Origin of the sequence: Exiguobacterium sp. s64 (assembly GCF_018618035.1) — a bacterium.
Classification (GTDB): domain Bacteria; phylum Bacillota; class Bacilli; order Exiguobacteriales; family Exiguobacteriaceae; genus Exiguobacterium; species Exiguobacterium mexicanum_A.
In genome coordinates this window covers 131,253-152,609 of the sequence record NZ_JACSLH010000003.1, presented here as the reverse complement: position 1 = coordinate 152,609, position 21,357 = coordinate 131,253, and the positions used below count along the sequence as shown (strand labels likewise).

The following is a 21,357-nucleotide window of genomic DNA, read 5'->3' as shown; positions in this document are numbered from 1 at the left end:
CAGTATGTTCGGCTATTCAAAAAAGTCAGTTTCGTGTACGATAAGAAAACATTCGTCACGTTAATATGTGAACGATTAGTGTCAGTATATCGTTCGTTTCTCACAAAAAACTCACAAACCACGAAGGGAATATGCAGATGACCCCTAAATCGATTGGGCTGGTCATGTTGATGGTCTTCTTCGCGCTCGTTGGCGGCTTCGCCTTGACGCGCGGACAGACGATTGACGATTCAGTCACCGTCACACAAGGAACGGCCGATTTGACCGATTCTCGTGTGACCGAACAACTCATGCGTCTCGATGGGACGTGGCGCTTTCAATCGAGCCTGCTCGAGCGAGTCGACCGCGAGTCTTATCGACAACTCCCGCATGTGACACCACACAAGATGGCTACTTATGAAGCTGACATTTCACTGCCTCCCGGACAATACGCTTTGCGTGTGCCGCGTAACCACCCACATGTCAACCTTCTCATTGATGGAGAAACTGTTTCACCCGTCTACGCATCGACGAATGAAGACATTCGTCATGCCTACCTCGTTCTTCTGGATACGCATACCCCGACGTTCCGTCTGACGATTCAAACGGCTGAGACGAATGAGCTCTCGACTGGGATTTCCGATAGCCTGCTCATCGGTCCAACGAGCAATATGATGACCTATCATAATCAATACTTCAGTTATGAGTTCGTGATTATCCTCATCTCGCTCCTCATTTTTTCATTCTACGCAATCGTTTGGCTGTTCCATCGTAAGGAATCCCTCTATTTATATGGAGCTGCTTTCTTTTTCCTCGTCAGCGTCTCGCTTATGACGAGTGATCAAATGATCGTATTCGAAATCGTCCCTATGATGTCTTACGTTTTGGCCCATAAATTAAATTTGATTACGGCATTACTGAGTGTCGCGATGTTAATCAACTTTGCGTTACGTCTCGAACGCGTCCCGTTTCGACACTTTTTGAAGTACGCGTCCTACCCGTTCTATGCGTTCAGTCTGATCGCCTTGGTACTGCCAGAAGGTGCGCACGCGACGTTCGACCAATTCCCTTGGGTGTATGTCTTGTTCATCACGTTCTTCTGGACCGGGCTGAACATCAATTGGCTGTTCGAACGAAAAGACGACGGCTATCCGTTCGAATTTCTCGTGTTCACGATCTCACTCATCATCGGCTATGTCGGCCAGTTGATCAACGTTCTGTTTGACCACCCGAACCAAGAACTGTATACGAGCGTCATGTCGCTCATTTACTTCCTGCTCATGTTCACGTTGCTCCCGATTCACTTGTCGACGGATAAACGGAAAAAGCGTGAAGTGCAGACGTTCGCCAACCAAAGTGAGATTTCGTTCTTCAACGCCCAAATCAAGCCGCACTTCCTATACAACACGTTCGGGAACGTGATTGCGCTCTGTTACACGGCACCGACCGAGGCGGCACGTTTGCTCAGCCATTTGAGCACATACGTCCGCTTTATCTTCGAAAACGGGCGGACCGAGAACGATATCTCGCTCAAGCAAGAACTCGACGTCATCGACTCATATTTGATGATTGAGCAGACTCGTTTCAATGATGCGTTCACCATCACGAAAGATATCGACGAATCCGTCCTCAACGCCTCGATTCCACCGCTCCTATTGCAACCGCTCGTCGAGAACGCGGTCCAGCATGGGTTGATGAAACAATCAGGCATCAAACGGCTCATGTTGTCGGTCCAGTCCTCAGATGATGCAATCGATATCCGGATTGCCGACAACGGCATCGGGTTCGAACCGATACCTCACTTGAGAAAATCGAGTGGAATCGGTATCCCGAATGTCAAGAATCGGATCGACTTCATACCAGATGCCACGTTTAAATTAAATTCTGAACCAGGAGTCGGCACGCATGTACATATCCGACTCCCAAAACGAGAGAGGATGAACGAGCAACATGCGCACGATTTTGATTGAAGATGAACACCATATTTTAAGGATGATGGAGTGCCTCATCCAAGCCGAACCGAATTTGAAATGGATGGGGTCGTTCCATGATCCGTTCCAAGCGCTTGAATTTTTGGCCGACCAGGAAGTCGATCTTGTCTTCCTCGATATCGAGATGCCGCAGATGAACGGTCTCGATTTCGCCAAACGTTTGCCCGAGACGACTCAAGTCGTCTTCACGACGGCGCACAGCCAATACGCGGTCGATGCGTTCAACCTGCAGGCGACGCACTATCTGCTCAAGCCGATCACCGAACAGATGATTCACGATTTGATTCCGCGCGTCTCGAAGCGATACGCGGAGACACTATCAATCGAGCATCACCGGACGTGTATGATTCAATGTCTCGACCACTTCTCGGTCAAGACGCAAGACGGCGACCTCGTCAAATGGCCGACACAGAAGACCGAGGAGCTGTTCGCCTACTTGATTTACCATCGCGATAAAGTCGTCAACAAGTGGCTGATCGCCGAGACGCTGTACCCGGACATCGACGAGCCGCAGCGGGCGCTGCACAACGTCTATAACCTCGTCTATCGGTTGAAGAAGACGCTCGCTGAGTACGATTTGAGCATCTCGGTCCAGACGATCAATAACGGCTACTCGCTCCACTTGGACGACGTCTGTTTATGCGATTACCATGATTGGCTGGACGCGAAGCACAAACCGTTCCCACAAGCAGATTTGAACGCCCGTCTCTTCGTCGACAAAGACTATACGTGGCATTGAAAAAGAGCTTGTCCCGATTCAGGAGAAGCTCAACTCGTTGACCACTATGAAACATCCTGCTCGTCTTTCGGCGCCCACGCTTTCCGCAGGCAATCCCGGAGCCGCATCGCGACTCACGTCGCTGCTGGGTCTCCGTCGGATTGTTTTCCTGTCGGAGTCGGGGCGCCCTTGACGAGCAACGCGAACGGTCGCCTTCAGGCGGCCGTTTTTCATGTCTATCGCTCTTCATTCATATAACGATCATTGAACACAAGAGACGGCAACTATACATCGTCGCCCCCATTCAAAACGAACCAACTCGCTGTTTGGCGAATCGGTTCGTTCACAACCCGAGCTTGTTCCTATCTATGGGACAAGCTCTTTTTAACGGCCGACGAAGCCGCCATCGACGTGAAGATGTTGCCCGTTGACCCACGCCCCGTCCGGCCCCATGAGGAACGCGATATAGCGGGCCGTGTCCTCAGGTGTGCCGATGCGCCCATGCGGGAACAGCGGTACGAGCTGCTCACGGAGCGCGTCATCAATCCAACCCGAATCGGTCGGACCCGGGTCGAGCGCGTTCACAGAGATTCCGTACTGCCCGACCCCGTTGGCGAGCGCCGGTGTGATGGCGATCAGCATGCCCTTTGTGGCGATATAGGCCAGGTTGGACGCATCCGCGCCCCCGGACACCATGAACAAGATGCGTCCGTCCGTATGCCCCGCTTGTTTGTATCGCTCGATGAAGGCGAACGTCAGGCCGAGCGTCCCTTCGTTATTGACGAGATAATGGCGACGGAGCGTCTCGGTCGAGAACGTATCGACACTCACGTGCCGCTCATACGTCGCGTTGTTGATGAGACGGCTCGGAGTACCGAGCGCCGCTTCGACGCGGTCGAGCAGCCCTTCTGCGTCTCCAGACGACAAATCATACGCCTCGTTTGCGACACGGACGCCTGAGGCCCGTAATTCGTCGACAAAGCCGTCGATGAAGTCGGGTTCCGCTCCGACGCCTTCCGTGCCGTCAAACGGGCTCCAGTGCGTTAGATACAAATCGTGGCCTGCCATAGCAAGTTTTCGCGCGATGGCCGCCCCGATGCCCTGCGTCCGGCTGACACCGGTAATGAGTGTAAGTGGTCGTGTCATTCAATCATCCCCTTTACTCCTTAATTGGTGAGAAAATACGGTCCCCAGTCCGCTTCGTGCGGGATGACATACGTCCACGTGTAAGCTGGGTCGACGATATAGACATCCGCATAGTCCATTGTTTCAACAATCAAGTCTCTCCTAGTGAGTGGTTTCGCTTGCGTCAAATCGAGCTCGAGCACATCGTTCGAGTGTTGAAAAAAGAGGATCGCTTTCCACTTTCCGGCCCGTTCGAACGCGTGATCAGCAGCCGTTCCGACGAGACAGCCGTCAGTCCTTGCCACGATATCCTCCCATAGATAAGGAGAAAGCCGTGTCGGCTGTTCAGGTCGTATGAAGTGCGCCACCCATGTCTGACGCGCTTCTTGGCCCCGGTCTTCACCCTCTGTGACCTCGACCCCTTGCGCCATCAATCGCTCAATCAATGGATTCATCCACAGCCCTCCCCCCTTTAGTCTATCCATTTACAGGAGATTCGGACAGTCTTGAACGCAAAAAAAGGCACGACGCCTGCAGACGTCGTACCTCTATATCGTATTACTTCAAACGATCCAAATGCTCGAGCATGATGCCCGTGCCGTGTGCGACGCTGAGCGTCGGCTCTTCGGCGATCATGACCGGCAAACCGACACGCTCGGCCACGAGCTGGTCGATGCCGTGGAGGAGCGAGCCGCCACCTGTCATGATGATGCCGCGGTCGATGATATCGGCCGCAAGTTCCGGAGGCGTCTGTTCGAGGACGCGCTTCGTCGCTTCGACGATTTCATTCGCCGATTCGGCCATTGCTTCACGGAGTTCTTCCGACGTAATCGTTACCGTACGCGGAAGCCCACGCACCATGTCACGACCGCGGATATCCATCGTCTCGTTACGTCCCCCTGGGAAGACCGTCGCAATCTCTTTCTTGATTTGCTCGGCCGTCCGCTCACCGATGACGAGCTTATGCTTGTCCTTGATGGCGCGGAGGATGTCCGTATCGAAACGGTCCCCGGCGATTTTAATCGTTTCACCGCAGACGATATCGCCCATCGAGAGGATGGCAACGTCTGTCGTCCCGCCACCGATGTCGACGATCATATGGCCGACCGGCTTCCAGATGTCCATGCCCGAACCGACCGCTGCTGCCTTCGGTTCTACGGCGAGGAAGACTTCTTTCGCGCCGGCCTTCTCGGCCGCCTCACGGATCGCTTTCGCTTCAACCGGTGTCACGTTTGCCGGTGTACAGATGAGCATGCGGATGCCGCCAAAGAAACCGCGGACTTGGATCTTCTCGACGAAGTGGCGAAGCATCTCTTCGGTTGTCGCGAAGTCAGCGATGACCCCATCACGGAGTGGACGGATGGCGACGATGTCACCTGGCGTACGCCCGACCATCTGATACGCTTCCGTTCCGACAGCGAGTACTTTCCCTGTCGAACGCTTGATGGCAACGACGGATGGCTCGTCGAGGACGATGCCTCGACCTTTGACGTGGATGACGACGTTTGCTGTTCCTAAATCAATCCCGATATCTTTTGAAAACATGGTGTGTAGGTTCCTCCGTTCGTTACTTCATTGAAAAGAGCGAGAAGAGTCTCTCCTCGCTCCTATGAGTCTATTAATTAGTTCTTGACCATTTCTTCGGCAACTTCGACGTTCCCTTGGATCCGCTCGATATCAGCACCAAGCGCTTGCAATTTCTTGTGGAAGTCGACGTAGCCACGGTCGATGTGGTAGAGATCGCCAACGCGTGTCTCTTCGTCCGCGATGAGTCCCGCGAGGACGAGGGCAGCACCGGCACGAAGGTCAGTCGAGACGACTTCAGCACCTTGGAGGCGAACGCCGCCTTTGATGATCGCCGAGCGTCCTTCGATTTTAATGTCTGCGTTCATACGGCGGAATTCTTCGACGTGCATGAAGCGGTTCTCGAACACTGTTTCGGTGATGACCGATGTGCCGCCAGCTTTTAAGACGAGCGCCATCATTTGTGCTTGGATGTCAGTCGGGAAACCAGGGTGTGGCATCGTCTTCACGTCGACCGGCTTCAACACATCCGGTGCGATGACACGCATGCCTTCCGACGTATCCTCGAACTTGACACCCATTTCTTCCATCTTCGAGATGAGTGGGCGAAGGTGCTCGCGCTCTGCGCCGATGACTTCGATGTCGCCACCTGTGATCGCTCCAGCAACGAGGAACGTACCGGCTTCGATGCGGTCAGGGATGATTGAATGCTCGGCACCATGGAGTTTCTCCACGCCTTCGATTCGAATCGTTTCTGTACCGGCACCGCGGACGTGTGCGCCCATACCGTTCAAGAAGTTGGCAAGGTCGACGATTTCAGGTTCTTTGGCGACGTTCTCGATGACCGTTGTTCCTTCAGCAAGGACTGCCGCCATCATGATGTTCTCTGTCGCGCCGACAGATGGGAAGTCCAAGTAGATCTTCGCACCTTTCAAGCGACCGTCGACCGAAGCTTCGACGAAACCGTTGCCGATGACCGTCTTCGCGCCCATTGCCTCGAAGCCTTTTAAATGGAGGTCAATCGGACGTGACCCGATCGAGCAACCGCCTGGCATTGCGACACGCGCATGCCCAAGACGAGCAAGGAGAGGACCCATGACAAGGATCGAGGCACGCATCTTGCGGACGTACTCAAGCGGCGCCTCGTCTTTGATTGTGCCCGACGCATCAACAGTGACTTCGTTATTCGCTTCGTCAAACGCAACCTCTGCACCGAGGTGGCGAAGTACTTTGTTAATCGTGTACACATCAGCGAGGCGCGGCACGTTTTGAAGTACCGACTTTCCTTCGCTTGCTAAAAGAGTGGCAACCAATGTTTTGAGTACGGCGTTTTTAGCTCCTTCAACACGCACAGTACCTGACAATTTACGTCCTCCACGGACTACAATCAAATCCTTCATATCTCTCTTTGTCCTCCAACTTCGTTGTTTTTTTGTTTTATACGTCGATATCCGCTACCGGATGTGGTTATGTCGATTACTACGATGGTTTGTAACACGTGACGCTTCATCAGAGAGAAAAATAATAATAAAAGCACTCATGAAATTCTGATGAAAAATTCGTCATGTCAGACGAATTTATCCTACACGATAAACCTATAAGAAACGTTACAGCAGGATTACAGTTTAGTAATCGTTTCCCTGCCTACTGTAATGGTGCGAGCGCCTGGGCCAATCGGATATACTCCAAAAAGAACTGGGCGATCAGTGAACCGAAGACGACGGCCACGAGGACACGCAAGACTGCTGCTTGCGGACTCCTCACTTGATTGAGCAAGCGGTCCCATTTGACCGGCATGAGTGCCCACCAAGCGACGTAGATCGCTACGACGTAAATGACGAGCGATAACACGGTGTTCAACATCGACGATTCCCCTCTTTTCAAAAATTCGTACCATTTTTAATCATAGCATGTCACGTCAGAGAAAAAAAGACTTAGCGTTTAAGTGAGTGGTGGAATGGGTTCATCCGATCAACTCGCTTTCTCTCCATAAACCGCATACAAAAAGGAACGTCAATCGGCGCATGGCCTTAGTACAGTAATTGACGTCCCTTCAACATTTCAAACATTATTCACTTCGCCGTCATAGGTTTGGCTCCATCGAATCGCCTCGACATAGTAACGTGACAAGTCAGGCGCTGTCTCCTCGACAGGCACGGTCAACTGCTCGTAGGCGAGGACCGTGTCGAGTAAACCCCGCAACTCGTTGTCTTCTCCGAGGAGCGCTGCCTTGACGATGGGTTCGACCGGAAGCTCCGAGACGAGCGTCTGCATCTCCTCATCCAAAATCACATCGAGCGACGAGAAAATCCCGGTGATGAACGCATCGAACGCCGTCACTTGCGGCAACGTCTCGGCGGCGATCAGCTCCATCATCTTGCCGCGGATCACACTCTGTTTAATCAATTCTTTCGATTCGGACGTCTGCAGCTCCCGAAGCAACATCAAGTACGACCAGCGTCGCATCTCATCGAGACCGATTCGTGCGACGGCCTGCTCGATCGATTGAATCGTATGACGACCTTTCTGATAGACCGTGTTGACCGAACGCAACATCTTATACGACAAATCCACACTACGTTCGATTTGGCTCGCGATGCGGCGGAAGTTCGGCTCTGGCTTGTCGAGCTCTTTCAACACTTCGACGAGCGTATGCCGGAGCGGATGAACCTCGGCACCGTGGACGACCGTCGGCCGGCTGAAGAAATAGCCTTGGAACATGTGATAGCCGAGTTTTTTGGCGATCTCATATTCAAACGGCGTCTCAATCTTTTCCGCTAAAAATTCGACGCGATGCCCGAGCGCATCGATCAGCCGCTTCTGTTGGTCGATCGGCGTTGCTTGATAATCGATTTTAATGATATCGGCGAGCCCGATGAGCGGTCGATACTTCTCTTCGAACACGAAGTCGTCGAGGGCGATCGTATAGCCTTTCCGGCGCAAGGAGCGCAAAGCGGCCAACACTTTCTCTGTCGGCTCGACGTGTTCGAGCACTTCGACGACGAGTGTCTGTCGTGGCAACAAAGCCGGCACTTCGCTCTCAATCAAATTTTGCGGAAAGTTGATGAACGCCCGCGTCCCTTCCGTCAACTCCCGAAAGTTGAAGACGAGATAGGCGTTATGAATCACGTCGGCGGTCGCGAGTGCGTCATCGACGTGTTCAAATATATTTTTTTCGCTGCGGCGATATAACAGTTCATAGCCACAGACGCGTAATTTCTGATCAAAAATCGGTTGGCGCGCAACATAAACTTTCATTCCCTTTAGCTCCTTTACCGTAGTTCCCACCTATATTATCGGATAAGGCGCCCCTTCCTTCCACTATTTGGGCGTGAAACTTCTGATGCTTTTGACCTATATATAGAAGGAACGTGATCTATTCGGTCTAGACGCAAAAAAATCTCCCCTGCGGCTGCAGGAGAGATGTCGGTTATTCTTTGATATCGCGAATGCTCAAGCGGTTGATCGCTTTTTTGAGCGCGAGCTCCGCGCGACGGAATTCGAGGTCCGAGAGCTTCGTGTCTTGGAGACGACGCTCGGCACGAACTTTCGCCGCAGAAGCGCGGTCGTAGTCGATTTTATCCGCCATTTCGGCTGTTTCAGCTAAGATCGTCACCGTGTCGGGACGAACTTCCATGAAACCGCCGCTGAGTGCGATCAGCGTGCGTCCACCATCTTCGTGGCGCAGTTTGAGAACTGAGATGTCGAGCGGTGTCACCATCGGGATGTGTTTCGGTAAGATACCGAGTTCACCAGTCACCGATTTTGCGACGACCATCCGTGCCTCGCCCTCATAGGCTGCACCATCCGGGGTGACGACGTTGACGTGAAGAGTATTCATCGTCTAGTTTCCCCCTTCCGTGTAGGTCTTAGACCAACGTCTTCGCTTTTTCGATGACGTCTTCGATTGGACCAACGAGACGGAATGCATCTTCTGGAAGATCATCGTGTTTACCATCGAGGATCTCTTTGAAGCCGCGGACTGTCTCTTTAACTGGTACGTACGAACCTTTTTGGCCTGTGAACTGCTCAGCCACGTGGAAGTTTTGTGACAAGAAGAACTGAATGCGACGTGCACGGTGAACCGTGAGCTTATCGTCTTCAGACAACTCGTCCATACCGAGGATTGCGATGATATCTTGAAGCTCTTTGTAACGTTGAAGCGTCTGCTGGACGTTACGGGCTACTTCGTAGTGCTCTGGTCCGACGATGTCAGGCGAGAGGGCACGTGAAGTCGATGCGAGCGGGTCAACGGCTGGGTAAATCCCCATCTCCGAAAGACGACGCTCCAAGTTAGTCGTTGCATCAAGGTGAGCGAACGTTGTCGCTGGAGCCGGGTCAGTATAGTCATCGGCTGGTACGTATACGGCTTGAATCGATGTAACCGATCCTTTAGCTGTTGACGTGATCCGCTCTTGAAGCATACCCATTTCCGTTGCGAGTGTCGGTTGGTAACCTACGGCAGATGGCATCCGACCGAGAAGGGCCGAAACTTCCGAACCTGCCTGTGTGAAACGGAAGATGTTATCGACGAAGAGAAGAACGTCTTGTCCTTGCTCATCGCGGAAGTATTCTGCCATTGTAAGACCCGTCAAGGCTACGCGAAGACGCGCGCCCGGTGGCTCGTTCATCTGACCGAAGACCATCGCCGTTTGCTTGATAACGCCTGAGTCCGTCATCTCGTGGAACAAGTCATTTCCTTCACGCGTACGCTCGCCGACTCCTGCGAATACAGAAATCCCGCTGTGCTCTTGCGCGATGTTGTTGATGAGTTCCTGAATGAGAACGGTTTTACCTACACCGGCACCACCGAAGAGGCCGATTTTACCACCTTTGATGTATGGTGCGAGAAGGTCGACGACTTTGATCCCTGTTTCCAAGATCTCAACTTTTGTCGACAACTCATCGAACGTCGGTGCGAGACGGTGAATCGGTGACCGACGGACAGTCGGTGACACTTCTTTATCGTCAATCGGGTTACCGAGTACGTTGAAGACACGACCGAGCGTCTCTTCTCCGACTGGTACTGAAATCGGTGAACCTAAGTCAAGTACTTCCATGCCGCGGCGAACGCCGTCCGTTGAGTCCATCGCAATCGTACGGACCGTGTCATCCCCAAGGTGAATCGCCACCTCGAGCGTCAAGTCGACACTGACATCTTGCGCCGATTCAGCCACGTGTGTGACTTTAAGGGCGTTATAGATGTTCGGTAAGTGGTTGTCGAACTTAACGTCGATAACTGGGCCCATGACTGCGACTACGCGGCCTTTCATGCCGTATTCGTTCATCGTGTTAGCCTCCTACAATCTAGAGGGCGTGCGCTTATTCAAGCGCAGCCGCACCTCCGACAATCTCTGTGATTTCTTGTGTGATCGCCGCTTGACGCGCGCGGTTGAACTTGAGCTTGAGTCCACGGATGAGTTCATCCGCGTTGTCCGTCGCGTTCGACATCGCCGTCATCCGAGCCGCGTGCTCCGATACTTTCGCATCGAGGAGCGCGCCATAGATGAGTCCTTCCGCGTAACGCGGGAGGAGCGCTGCTAAGATCGTTTCTTCTTCTGGTTCGTATTCATACATCACATTAGATGCGGTCTGTTCGATATTCCCAAGCGGAAGCAATCGATCGATCTTCACTTCTTGGCTGATGACAGAGATGAATGAGTTGTAGCAAAGCTTCAATTCATCAATCTCGCCTTCACTGAACGCGCCGACCGTCTGTTTGACGATCTCTGCGACTTCAACGAATGATGGCTGGTCGTTGAGTCCTGTCATGGCACTGTACACCGGAATGTTACGGGCCTTGAAGAACTGAACGCCGACCTTCCCGATCACGTACAGACGGTATTCGTCTGTTGAACCGTGTTTGGCTTTTAACTCGCGATACACGTCACGAAGGACGCTGGCGTTGTATCCACCAGCAAGTCCGCGGTCTGACGTGATGACGATATAGCCGGTCCGTTTAACGGGACGGACTTGAAGCATCGGGTGTGTTGCGCCTGAAGTACCGCCGGCAATCGACGAGATGACTTCCTGCAACTTGGTCATGTACGGCTTGAAGTTGGCGTTGCTCCCTTGAGCGCGGTTCAATTTCGAGGCCGACACCATGTTCATCGCTTTCGTGATTTGCTTCGTGCTTTGGGTCGAGGTGATCCGCATCTGGATCTCACGTAATGATGCCATTTCGATTCACCACCTTAATAGACGCTCGTCACCGGATTAAACCGATGGCGAGAACGTCTTTTTGAATTCCGTAAGTGCATCGACCATCGCCTCGTCAGCAGGAAGGTTTCCTGTTTGACGGATTTCACGGCAGAGGTCCGCACGGTTTTGGTCGAGCCATGCGTTCATTTCTTTTTCGAAACGACGGATGTCTTCGACTGGGACGTCATCGAGATGACCTTTCGTGAGAGCGTAGATGATGATGACTTGCTTGTCGACCGAAAGCGGTGCGTTCAAGTCTTGTTTCAAGACTTCAACAGTCCGTTGTCCACGGTTGAGCTTCGCTTGTGTCGCTTTGTCGAGGTCCGACCCGAACTGGGCGAACGCTTCGAGCTCACGGTATGACGCGAGGTCAAGACGGAGCGTACCCGCAACTTTCTTCATCGCTTTCACTTGAGCCGAACCACCAACACGCGATACCGAGAGACCGGCGTTGATCGCTGGACGTACCCCTGAGAAGAAGAGGTCCGACTGAAGGAAGATTTGACCGTCTGTGATCGAGATTACGTTCGTTGGGATGTAAGCCGAGATATCCGACGCTTGTGTCTCGATGAACGGAAGTGCTGTCAATGAACCGCCGCCGAGTTCGTCGTTCAACTTCGCCGCACGCTCAAGAAGGCGTGAGTGGAGGTAGAAGACATCCCCTGGGTAGGCTTCGCGGCCTGGAGGACGACGGAGAAGAAGCGAGAGCTCACGATAAGCTGCCGCTTGTTTCGAGAGGTCATCATACACGACGAGGACGTGTTGTCCGCGGTCCATGAAGTACTCACCCATCGATACCCCAGCGAATGGTGCGAGGTAAAGAAGTGGGGCTGGCTGTGAAGCCGATGCCGAAACAACGATCGTGTAATCGAGGGCGCCGTTTTGACGGAGCGTCTCAACTACGCCACGGACAGTCGATTCTTTCTGACCGATTGCGACGTAGATACAGACCATGTTTTCTTCTTTTTGGTTGATGATCGCATCGATTGCGATCGAAGTCTTACCAGTTTGACGGTCACCGATGATGAGCTCACGCTGACCGCGACCGATTGGTACGAGGGCGTCAATCGCCTTAATACCAGTTTGGAGCGGTTCGTGAACTGACTTACGGGCCATAACGCCGTAAGCTTTACGCTCGATCGGGTTGTATGTGTCCGTCACGATCGGTCCGAGACCGTCGATTGGTTGTCCGAGCGGGTTGACGACGCGTCCGAGGAGCGCTTCACCGACTGGAACTTCCATGATGCGGCCCGTACGTTTTACCGAGTCGCCTTCTTTGATGCCTTTGTAGTCGCCAAGGATGATAATCCCGACGTTACCTTCTTCTAAGTTTTGCGCCAAGCCCATTACGCCGTTAGAGAACTCTACGAGTTCCCCCGCCATAACGTTATCGAGTCCGTATGCACGAGCGATACCGTCACCTACTTGAATGACTGTACCTGTCTCACTGACTTCGATTTCAGAACCGTACGAAGCGATCCGCTCTTTTAGCAGGGCGCTGATTTCTTCAGCTTTGATCGTCATTGAATTCACCCCTATTTCTTACGCATTCAACAATTCACGCTCGAGGCGTGTTAGTTTGTTTTCGATTGTGTCATCATACGTCGTGTAGCCGATCTGGACACGAAGTCCACCGATGACGTCTTCATCGACGACGTTCTTCAATTGAAGCGTCTTGTTCATCTTCTGACCGAAGACGAGTTCGACTTCTTTCAACTCTGTTGCCGACAACGGGTAAGCACTCGTGACGAACCCTTCGGCGATGCCACGGTAGTCGTTGATATAATCAAGGACGTAGCGCGACAAGCCGCGAACTTCGCTCGCACGGTCGTTTTCGACCATGACGAGAAGTGTGTTGAGCACGATATCTGTCATGTCACCAAAGCTATGTGTTAAAAGCTGTGCAAGCTCGCTGTCACTGATTGCCGGATTCGTTAAGAGATCCGTGAGTTCAGGAGTCGCGTGGAGCACTTCATCGAGCAGACGCACTTCCGCTTCGACTTGGTCGAGCGTGCCTTGTTCCCGCGCTAAGTCGAAGAGCGCTTTGGCATAGCGTTTTGCTAACGATGTGTTCATCAGTTAGCACCTTTCGCTTTAGACAGGAAGTCTGTAACGAGGGCACGTTGTTTCGCTTCGTCGCCTTTGAGGTCTGACTGAAGGACGTGGCGTGCGGCCGAGAGCGCCTGTGTGACGACTTCGGTCTGGAGCGATTGCTTCGCGAGCTCACGCTCACGTTCGATCGCTTTACCCGCCTCGATCTTGATTTGTTCGGCTTCCAAACGCGCCTGCTCCACCAAGCGTGCTTGTTCCGCTTCTGCTTGACGACGGCTTGAATCAAGCATTTCTTTCGATTCTGTACGTGCTGCGCTTAACGCGTCACGTTGTTCGACTACATATGTTTCCGCATCTTTGCGGCTCTTTTCAGCGAGCTCAATTTCGTTCGCTACATACTCTTCACGCTGTCTCATCATTCCAAGGAGTGGTCCCCAAGCAAATTTCTTCAACAGGGCCAAGAGTACGAGGAATGTGAAAAGTGTAAAGATCATATCCAGGATGCGGAGGCCTTCGCCGCCAGCACCAGCTGCAATCATCATCGTATCCATGCATACCCTCCTCTTGACTAAATAAGTGAGGGAGACACGCTCCCTCTTACGTTGTTCTCGTTAACTCGTAATCAAGAGTTGAGGAGAAGGAAACCGACAGCCACACCGATGATCGGGAGGGCTTCAACCAAACCGATACCGATGAACATTGTTTGACGAAGTTCGTTTTTGAGTTCTGGCTGACGTGCTTGTCCTTGTACTGTTCCGTATACGATGAGACCGTTACCGATACCAGCCGCGAGTGCTCCAAGACCGATAACGAGTGCTGTTGCGAGAAGATTCATTTGTTCCATTGTGTATATTCCTCCTAAAAGTTAAGTAAATAGTTTTTTTGTTCAACGCTTTGGCGAGACCTGCCCGAATTAATGCTCGGCAGAAGCTTTATGCCCGATATACACCATTGCAAGCGTCAGGAAAATGTAGGATTGGATAACCCCGATAAAGATTGAGAAACCTTGCCATAAAATCATTGGGAGAATTGCGAACACAGCACCGAGCGGGTTAAGTGCCCCTTCTGCGGTAATTGCGAGTCCCAAGATGATGGTAATCATGATTTCACCGGCAAAGATGTTACCGTAAAGACGCAGACCGAGCGTCAAGGTGTTCGCAAACTCCTCGATGAGCTTGATCGGCAATAAGAACCAGACCGGCTTCACGAATTCCGCCGAGTAGTGCTTCAAACCGTGTAGCTTCACGCCGTAATAGTGCGACATTGCAACGACGAGTGTCGACAATGCCAACGTGACGTAAGGATCGGCCGTCGGTGAGTTGAACCATAGATAGTGACCAGAGATGACGTTAAACGGTAGACCCATTAAGTTTGAGAAGAGAATGAACAAAATCAACGTCATTCCAAACCCGATAAAACGGCCACCTGTCTTCCAGTCCATCGCACTCGAGATAATCCCGCGTGTGAATTCTGCGAAGAATTCCATTAAGTTCTGCTTACCAGTCGGCTTCATAGCCAAGCGTCGCGTTCCCCAAACGGCAAACGTAAATACGAGTAGTGATGCGATCAGCACCGTAATGACGTTCGTCCAGCTCCCATATAACGTATAATCTCCGAGTTGTAGAGAATATGTGGGAAACTCATGACCCATTAGTATTCACCTCTTTTCCTGCTGAGCTGGGCAAGTGTGAACTCGCCAAATTGTATGATGTGGCCGGCGATTAGACCAGTTACCACCGCTATCAGCGATACTCGATCCTCATAAAAGAGACCGACTATCACGGCTAGTGCACCGACTGCCATCCTTGAAACAGTCCCGTGCGACTTCGGGCGTCGTCCATGTTCGATCACGTCAAACATCCGAATGACGCTTCGATTCTGCATATGTAGAATGATGAGACTGGCGACCCCGCCTAAGAACAAGCCGAGAAATACCGGTTTGTACATAGGGACGATGAGCGCTCCGATGAGGAGAATGGCGAACCATCCGATAAACCACTTCGTATAGCGTTTCATCAACTGCTGTTGTGCTTTTCTGTCTGCTTGCACTTGTTGTAAGTTCATTCGTCCTCTCCTGTCAGTAAACTTCGAAGGGTGAGAACTAGCGCCGTGATCCCGAAAGCCATTCCGAGAAGCACTGACACATTCCAACCAAACGTGCCCCAAATTTCACGTCTCGCCCCGTATTGGCCAACGAGATAACCGATGACGATCGGTCCAGCGAGCGCGGTCGAGATTTGAGAGGCGAGCGAGGCATAAGATAGGTAACGATTGTCTTTTTTCGTCATCCTCATCCCCCTTTCGAGCTGCCGAGCCATGCATCTTCTCCATCGGATTCACACTCGCGTGACCATCAAAAGTCACACAAGTTCAGAGTACTGGAAATGGCATAAGAAGTCAATTGATTTCACAATTATAAAAGCGCTTTAAATCAAGTCGTATCAAGGCTTTTACGCAGTTCACAAACTAAATTAAAATCGTCAAATTTTAAGAAAGTATGAAGAAACGGTGAAATAAAAATGTTGACTTTATAACATTTCACATTACGAACCAGATGAAGAATAGTTCAGTTATACCTTCACGTTTTGGAAATTACAATGCAAAACGGCTTACGTTCACAAAAGGTTTTGAAACAAACGTTGACCCGATTTTGAAATCGTTTACATCGCCCTGTATCAGTATACCGATTATCTTTTTGTCATGTCGAGGGGTTCTGACGAATTTGTAGTGATGAATATCACACCGACTTTCCCGAGCGGTCAATCGCCTGGAAAGCCCTTCCTATCAACCCGAAATGGGTGGACAATACCAGTTCGAATGGCTACGATTACGATGTAAGCGCTATCTAAAAATGTGTCGATTTTGTGACTTTCGAAACCGACGCCCGCATCGAATGCATGTTGATGCGTGTGAGGAGGAACTAGAATGGATTGGATGACCCAACTACGCGAGAAAATCGGCGCCGATGTCGTCTTCACGGACTCGACGACCCGACTCGCCTATTCATTTGACGCGACGCCGAACTATCAAGCGATGCCAGACGCGATCGTGGCCCCCCGCTCGACCGAGGACGTGCAGGCCGTGTTACGGCTGTGCCACGAACACCGGATCCCCGTCGTCCCACGCGGATCGGCGACAAATCTCGCCGGCGGCACGACGCCGCTTTCAGGTGGTGTCGTCATGGACTTCCGTCATATGGACAAGATTGTCGAGATTGACGAGAAGAATTTGACGGTGACGGTCGAACCGGGCTGCATCACCGCCCATTTGGCACAAGCCGTCGAGGCGAGAGGCCTGTTTTATCCGCCGGACCCGAGTTCGATGAAAATCTCGACGATTGGCGGCAACATCAGTGAGAACTCCGGCGGCTTGCGCGGACTGAAATACGGGGTCACGGCCGATTATGTGCTTGCGCTCGAAGCGGTGCTCCCGAACGGCGAAGTGCTCCGTACGGGCGGGAAGCTCGCCAAAGACGTCGCCGGTTATGATTTGACCCGTATCCTCGTCGGATCGGAAGGGACGCTCGCCGTCATCACGCAAGCGACGCTCAAGCTCATCCCGCTCCCCGAGACGAAACAGACGATGCTCGCCTATTTCGAGGACTTGGACAGCGCGGCCAGGACAGTGAGTCGCATCATCGAGAACCGCGTCATCCCGGCAACGCTCGAGTTCATGGACAAAAAGACGATCGAGGTCGTCGAGGCGTATGCGAACATCGGATTGCCGACAGACGTCGGTGCTCTCCTTCTATTGGAACAGGATGGTCCACTTGACGTCGTCCGGCGCGATATCGAAGCGATGCACGCTGTTTGTCTCGAGGAAGGGGCCTTGTCGGTCGAAGTGGCCCGGGACGAAGCGCATGCCGAGACGTTGCGCTATGCGCGGCGCATCGCCTTATCCGCCCTGGCCCGCCTCAGCCCGACGACGATTTTAGAGGATGCGACCGTGCCACGGAGCGAGATCGCCGAGATGGTCCGCCGCATCGAAGCGATCGGGCGGGCATACGACATTCAAATCGCCACGTTCGGCCACGCCGGGGACGGCAACCTGCATCCGACGGTCGCGACCGATGCTCGGAACCACGAAGAGATGAAGCGCGTCGAGGCCGCGTTCGCCGATATTTTCGCCGCCGCGCTCGACCTCGGCGGGACGATCACCGGCGAGCATGGGGTCGGGGCGATGAAAGCCCCGTATCTCGAATGGAAGCTCGGACCGGCCGGGATAGACGTCATGAAAGGCATCAAGCTCGCCTTCGACCCGCACGGTATCATGAACCCGCAGAAGATGTTCGCCAAAGCGGCGAAGAAACGAATCGTCCAAGGAGGACTGTCATGAAGCAAAGAACCGAACTCGCTACCCGCATGACCGAGAAGCTCGATTACGAAGAGATGCTCGGCTGCATGCGCTGCGGCTTTTGCCTGCCGACGTGCCCGACGTATATCCGCTCGAAAGACGAGTCCGCCTCCCCGCGCGGACGCATCGCCATCATGAAAGGAGTCGTCGACGGGTTGATCGAACCGGATGAGGGCGTCGAGAAGACGATCAACGAATGCCTCGGTTGCCTCGCCTGTGAGCCGGCATGCCCGGCCGGGGTGCGCTATAGCGTTCTGCTCGAGGACGCACGCGCCGCCATCACCGAACATAAACGTGCGACGGGACAGATGCCCGTCCGCGAGCGGATCGTCCGGAAAGTCGTCTTTGACGGGCTGTTCTTGAATAAAGCGAAGATGGAGACGGCGACGGGCTTCCTTCGCTTTTATCAACAGTCCGGTGTCCAGACGCTCACCCATAAACTCCGCATCCTCGACTGGTTCCCAGACCAACTCCAAAAGATGGAGACGATCTTACCGACGGTCCCAGCGAAGACGGAGCGCAGACGTCGTCCCGAGCGGATTCAAGCGACGGGCGCGACGACGGCCCGGGTCGCTTTCTTCAGCGGTTGCTTGATGGATACGATGTTTTATGAGACGAACGCGAACACGATCAAACTGCTCCAAGCGGCAGGTTGCGATATCGTCATCCCGAAAGCGCAGCAGTGCTGCGGGGCGCTTCACGGCCATGCCGGCGAACAGACGGGCGCCATCACGCTCGCCAAGCAGAATATTGCCGCTTTCGAGGCCGAGGACGTCGACTACATCATCACGAACGCAGGCGGTTGCGGGGCGTTCCTCATCGGTTATGACCATCTGTTGAAGCACGACCCGGAATGGGCCGAACGCGCGGAACGGTTCACGGCCAAGATCAAAGACTTCGCCTCGATTTTGATTGAGGTCGGCTTCCTCGACCGCGTACCGCTCTCCCTACCGGAGCAGCTCATTACGTACCAAGACTCGTGCCACCTCCGCAACGTGCAAAAAGGGGCACTCGCCCCACGGGTGTTGCTCCAGGCGATCAAAGGCGCCGTCTATATCGAACAGAAGCATGCCGACCACTGTTGCGGCTCGGCCGGCGTCTACAATCTGTTGCAACCCGTCATTGCCAACGACATCCTCGAGATGAAGATGGGGCACGTGAACGCCACGGCGGCACAAACGATCGTGACGTCAAATCCGGGCTGCCACATGCAGATGCAACTCGGGATTCAAGAGCATGGGAGTGAATCGATGCGCGCCGTCCATCTAGCCGATTTGCTCGTCGAGGCGATGGATCATCATGCGATTTAACAAAAAGAGGCTGGGACATAACTAGCCGGTTTTAAAGCTTTTCAATAAAAAGAGGGGTCCGGTCACCGATTTTCAGTGGCCGGACCCCTTCTTCTTGATTGCCGTCATCATGCGTTACAATATCGGATATATCTGTAACACCCTCGCCTTTAACCACCTACGATTTAATAGACGGTACGTGATCAAAACGAGAATTTACCGTCAATATAGTTAGGCAGCCAAATGTAGCCGAGTCCCTCTGCGAAAACGGTGGAGCGACGTACCAAGCGCGTGGTTTGTCGAGGCATTGCGCCTCCGTGTTGGAGCGGTCAATCCACGGCCGCTCAACTTTTTGAAATTGTTTGCGCAGAAAAATGGATAATTTTGCTGGGAGACGCCTATATGTAATAGCTAGTCAAAATGCCGGCGGGTGCCGGGCTTATTTTTAAATTCATTCGAGACCACATCGCCCTATAAATGATTGTTTCGTCGCCTCATACTGTTCGAGCGACTGCGCGTCTTGGTTATATGTATAGCCCCGAACCGATAGCTCTTGGTCGAGCAATAGCCGAAACAGCTCCGAGACAGCGTTCGAAATCGGGATGGCTTCCTCGACAATCCGTCGATTTTCCTGCTCGATGTCCTGAAACGCGCTATAGCTCCAGACGCTCGTTAAAAACAACGCCATCAAGGAGATGAGTAAGTATCTTTGCAGTAGCGAGAATTTAGTCTTCATCGTGTCTCTTCCCTTATCCCGACATCGGACCGACTTACGGTCTCTTCCTCTTCTACTATCGGCCGTCTCTTCAATCGTCTCAACTAATTTGAATCGATTGGTGCACATTCCCACAAAAAAGAGAGGATCACCAGGATCCTCTCATCGGGTTCATGCTTATTTCGTTCCGAACAGACGGTCACCTGCGTCACCGAGTCCTGGTACGATGTAGCCGTGGTCGTTCAACTTCTCGTCAAGTGCGGCGAGATAGATTTCGACGTCCGGGTGTTCGGCTTGAACACGTTCCACACCTTCAGGGGCTGCACAGAGGCAAGCGAGCTTGATCGACTTGGCACCGTGCTTTTTAAGCGCGGCGATCGCATCAGCGGCCGAACCGCCTGTCGCGAGCATCGGGTCGACGACGATGAAGTCACGCTCTGTGACGTCCGTCGGCAACTTGAGATAGTATTCGTGCGGCTCGAGCGTCTCCGGGTCACGGTATAGACCGATGTGACCGACTTTGACGTTCGGCATCATTTTGAGGAAGCCATCCACCATGCCGAGGCCTGCCCGTAAAATTGGGACGATTCCCAATTTCTTGCCGGCAATCATCTTCTGTGTCGATACAGAGACCGGTGTCTCAATTTCCACATCAGTAAGCGGAAGGTCGCGTGTAATTTCATATGCCATGAGTGACGAAACCTCGTCTACGAGTTCACGGAACTGCTTCGTCCCCGTCTCTACTTTACGCATAATCGTCATCTTGTGCTGAATCAATGGGTGGTCATAAACGTGTACTTTGCCCATCATGCTTCACTCCTCTCTCAATCTCTCTTGAGCATTGTACCCTAACTTTTCTGAGAAAGGTAGGGTCAACTTCTGTTTTTTAAGAGGTCAGACGAAACCCGAAGGAACGAAATCAATCCCTCGGGGTTCAGGTGACACATGGTTTAGAATTTGAAGAAATTTAAGAAACCGGCCGTCTTGTGTTTCACTTTTCCGCACATGTTTCCTTTGGCGGCGTGATGGTCGTTAGACGAGCTGTGCTTGCCGGCATGCTTTTTAGCATGTTTTTTGGCATGCTTTTTCGCCTTCTTCTTCTCTTTTTTGTCTTTCTTCTCTTGCTTCCAGTCAGCTTTTTCTTTTTGTTTCGACTCGGTCGGTTTGTCCGTCGAGGCATCTGCTTTCGGAGCTGAGACTGGCTTTGTGACAGGCTTTGTCGCCGTTTCTGTTACAGGCTTCGTCGTTGTCGTTGCAGCTGGTTTCGTTGCAGTCGTTGTAGCTGGCTTCGTCGTTATCGTTTCAGCTGGCTTCGTCGTTGTCGTTTCAGCTGGCTTCGTCGTTGTCGTTTCAGCTGGCTTCGTCGTTGTCGTTTCAGCTGGCTTCGTCGTTGTCGTTTCAGCTGGCTTC

General features: G+C 52.7%; 23 protein-coding genes. 4 read left to right on the top strand and 19 right to left on the bottom strand.

The genetic code is table 11. The features are described from left to right. The first annotated feature begins 137 nt into the window (after positions 1-137). Both KNP64_RS06750 and KNP64_RS06745 read left to right on the top strand, forming a co-directional pair. Entirely contained in the window at positions 138-1,949 is a 1,812-nt protein-coding gene (locus KNP64_RS06750) for a sensor histidine kinase (protein ID WP_214792228.1), read from the top strand. Beyond that, the gene (locus KNP64_RS06745; protein ID WP_214792226.1) at positions 1,930-2,709 is read left to right on the top strand and encodes a response regulator; all 780 of its coding nucleotides are present in this window, start codon (positions 1,930-1,932) and stop codon (positions 2,707-2,709) included. The genes KNP64_RS06750 and KNP64_RS06745 overlap by 20 nt, the downstream gene beginning before the upstream one ends. A 363-nt stretch (positions 2,710-3,072) precedes the next feature. Here KNP64_RS06745 and KNP64_RS06740 read toward each other — a convergent pair whose 3' ends face one another. The 16 genes from KNP64_RS06740 to KNP64_RS06665 form a co-directional block, all read right to left on the bottom strand. Continuing rightward, positions 3,073-3,834, bottom strand: a complete 762-nt coding sequence (locus tag KNP64_RS06740; RefSeq protein ID WP_214792224.1) for an SDR family oxidoreductase — start codon at positions 3,832-3,834, stop codon at positions 3,073-3,075. Positions 3,835-3,854: 20 nt separating this feature from the next. After that, positions 3,855-4,268 carry a DUF4275 family protein gene (locus KNP64_RS06735; RefSeq protein WP_214792222.1) on the bottom strand — a complete coding sequence of 138 codons (414 nt, stop codon included), beginning with the start codon at positions 4,266-4,268 and terminating at the stop codon, positions 3,855-3,857. Positions 4,269-4,371: 103 nt separating this feature from the next. Then, positions 4,372-5,358 (bottom strand): rod shape-determining protein, encoded by a 987-nt coding sequence (gene mreB / locus KNP64_RS06730; protein WP_021066145.1) that lies wholly within the window; start codon positions 5,356-5,358, stop codon positions 4,372-4,374. A 77-nt stretch (positions 5,359-5,435) separates the two neighbouring features. Then, entirely contained in the window at positions 5,436-6,737 is a 1,302-nt protein-coding gene (gene murA / locus KNP64_RS06725; RefSeq protein ID WP_029594691.1) for a UDP-N-acetylglucosamine 1-carboxyvinyltransferase, read from the bottom strand. A 244-nt stretch (positions 6,738-6,981) separates the two neighbouring features. Then, positions 6,982-7,200, bottom strand: a complete 219-nt coding sequence (locus KNP64_RS06720) for a DUF1146 family protein (protein ID WP_021066143.1) — start codon at positions 7,198-7,200, stop codon at positions 6,982-6,984. Between the two features lie 198 nt (positions 7,201-7,398). Then, on the bottom strand, positions 7,399-8,595 hold the full coding sequence (locus KNP64_RS06715; RefSeq protein ID WP_214792219.1) for an EAL and HDOD domain-containing protein: 1,197 nt from the start codon (positions 8,593-8,595) through the stop codon (positions 7,399-7,401). Between the two features lie 172 nt (positions 8,596-8,767). Further along, positions 8,768-9,178 carry a F0F1 ATP synthase subunit epsilon gene (locus KNP64_RS06710; RefSeq protein WP_021066141.1) on the bottom strand — a complete coding sequence of 137 codons (411 nt, stop codon included), beginning with the start codon at positions 9,176-9,178 and terminating at the stop codon, positions 8,768-8,770. A gap of 28 nt (positions 9,179-9,206) precedes the next feature. Then, a complete protein-coding gene (gene atpD / locus KNP64_RS06705; RefSeq protein ID WP_021066140.1) occupies positions 9,207-10,625 on the bottom strand; it encodes a F0F1 ATP synthase subunit beta in 1,419 nt (472 codons plus the stop codon). 34 nt (positions 10,626-10,659) lie between these two features. Further along, the gene (gene atpG, locus KNP64_RS06700; protein ID WP_021066139.1) at positions 10,660-11,517 is read right to left on the bottom strand and encodes an ATP synthase F1 subunit gamma; all 858 of its coding nucleotides are present in this window, start codon (positions 11,515-11,517) and stop codon (positions 10,660-10,662) included. Positions 11,518-11,553: 36 nt separating this feature from the next. Beyond that, a complete protein-coding gene (gene atpA, locus KNP64_RS06695; RefSeq protein WP_029594689.1) occupies positions 11,554-13,062 on the bottom strand; it encodes a F0F1 ATP synthase subunit alpha in 1,509 nt (502 codons plus the stop codon). Between the two features lie 18 nt (positions 13,063-13,080). Then, the gene (locus tag KNP64_RS06690; RefSeq protein ID WP_021066137.1) at positions 13,081-13,614 is read right to left on the bottom strand and encodes a F0F1 ATP synthase subunit delta; all 534 of its coding nucleotides are present in this window, start codon (positions 13,612-13,614) and stop codon (positions 13,081-13,083) included. After that, entirely contained in the window at positions 13,614-14,141 is a 528-nt protein-coding gene (atpF, locus tag KNP64_RS06685) for a F0F1 ATP synthase subunit B (RefSeq protein WP_029594688.1), read from the bottom strand. Before atpF ends, KNP64_RS06690 begins: the two co-directional genes overlap by 1 nt. A gap of 71 nt (positions 14,142-14,212) precedes the next feature. Further along, positions 14,213-14,425, bottom strand: a complete 213-nt coding sequence (atpE, locus tag KNP64_RS06680; RefSeq protein ID WP_024370837.1) for a F0F1 ATP synthase subunit C — start codon at positions 14,423-14,425, stop codon at positions 14,213-14,215. 78 nt (positions 14,426-14,503) lie between these two features. Next, positions 14,504-15,241, bottom strand: a complete 738-nt coding sequence (gene atpB / locus KNP64_RS06675; RefSeq protein ID WP_021066134.1) for a F0F1 ATP synthase subunit A — start codon at positions 15,239-15,241, stop codon at positions 14,504-14,506. Further along, positions 15,241-15,654: an ATP synthase subunit I gene (locus KNP64_RS06670; protein WP_029594687.1), complete on the bottom strand. Its 414-nt coding sequence runs from the start codon at positions 15,652-15,654 to the stop codon at positions 15,241-15,243. Before KNP64_RS06670 ends, atpB begins: the two co-directional genes overlap by 1 nt. Further along, positions 15,651-15,878, bottom strand: coding sequence for a hypothetical protein (locus KNP64_RS06665; protein ID WP_029594686.1), 228 nt, complete (start codon positions 15,876-15,878; stop codon positions 15,651-15,653). The genes KNP64_RS06670 and KNP64_RS06665 overlap by 4 nt, the downstream gene beginning before the upstream one ends. A 646-nt stretch (positions 15,879-16,524) precedes the next feature. On the opposite strand from KNP64_RS06665, the gene KNP64_RS06660 reads away from it, so the two are divergent. Together KNP64_RS06660 and KNP64_RS06655 are read left to right on the top strand one after the other, a co-directional pair. Beyond that, positions 16,525-17,925, top strand: a complete 1,401-nt coding sequence (locus KNP64_RS06660) for an FAD-binding oxidoreductase (RefSeq protein ID WP_251126351.1) — start codon at positions 16,525-16,527, stop codon at positions 17,923-17,925. Beyond that, complete coding sequence (locus KNP64_RS06655) at positions 17,922-19,253, top strand: (Fe-S)-binding protein (protein ID WP_251126339.1); 1,332 nt, start codon at positions 17,922-17,924, stop codon at positions 19,251-19,253. The genes KNP64_RS06660 and KNP64_RS06655 overlap by 4 nt, the downstream gene beginning before the upstream one ends. A gap of 430 nt (positions 19,254-19,683) precedes the next feature. Here KNP64_RS06655 and KNP64_RS06650 read toward each other — a convergent pair whose 3' ends face one another. The 3 genes from KNP64_RS06650 to KNP64_RS06640 form a co-directional block, all read right to left on the bottom strand. Then, positions 19,684-19,968, bottom strand: a complete 285-nt coding sequence (locus tag KNP64_RS06650; RefSeq protein WP_214792215.1) for a CHASE3 domain-containing protein — start codon at positions 19,966-19,968, stop codon at positions 19,684-19,686. Between the two features lie 156 nt (positions 19,969-20,124). Next, the gene (gene upp, locus KNP64_RS06645; RefSeq protein WP_021066126.1) at positions 20,125-20,754 is read right to left on the bottom strand and encodes a uracil phosphoribosyltransferase; all 630 of its coding nucleotides are present in this window, start codon (positions 20,752-20,754) and stop codon (positions 20,125-20,127) included. A gap of 143 nt (positions 20,755-20,897) precedes the next feature. Then, positions 20,898-21,357, bottom strand: a 460-nt coding sequence (locus KNP64_RS06640) for a hypothetical protein (protein WP_214792213.1), incomplete at its 5' end; no start/stop codon positions are given.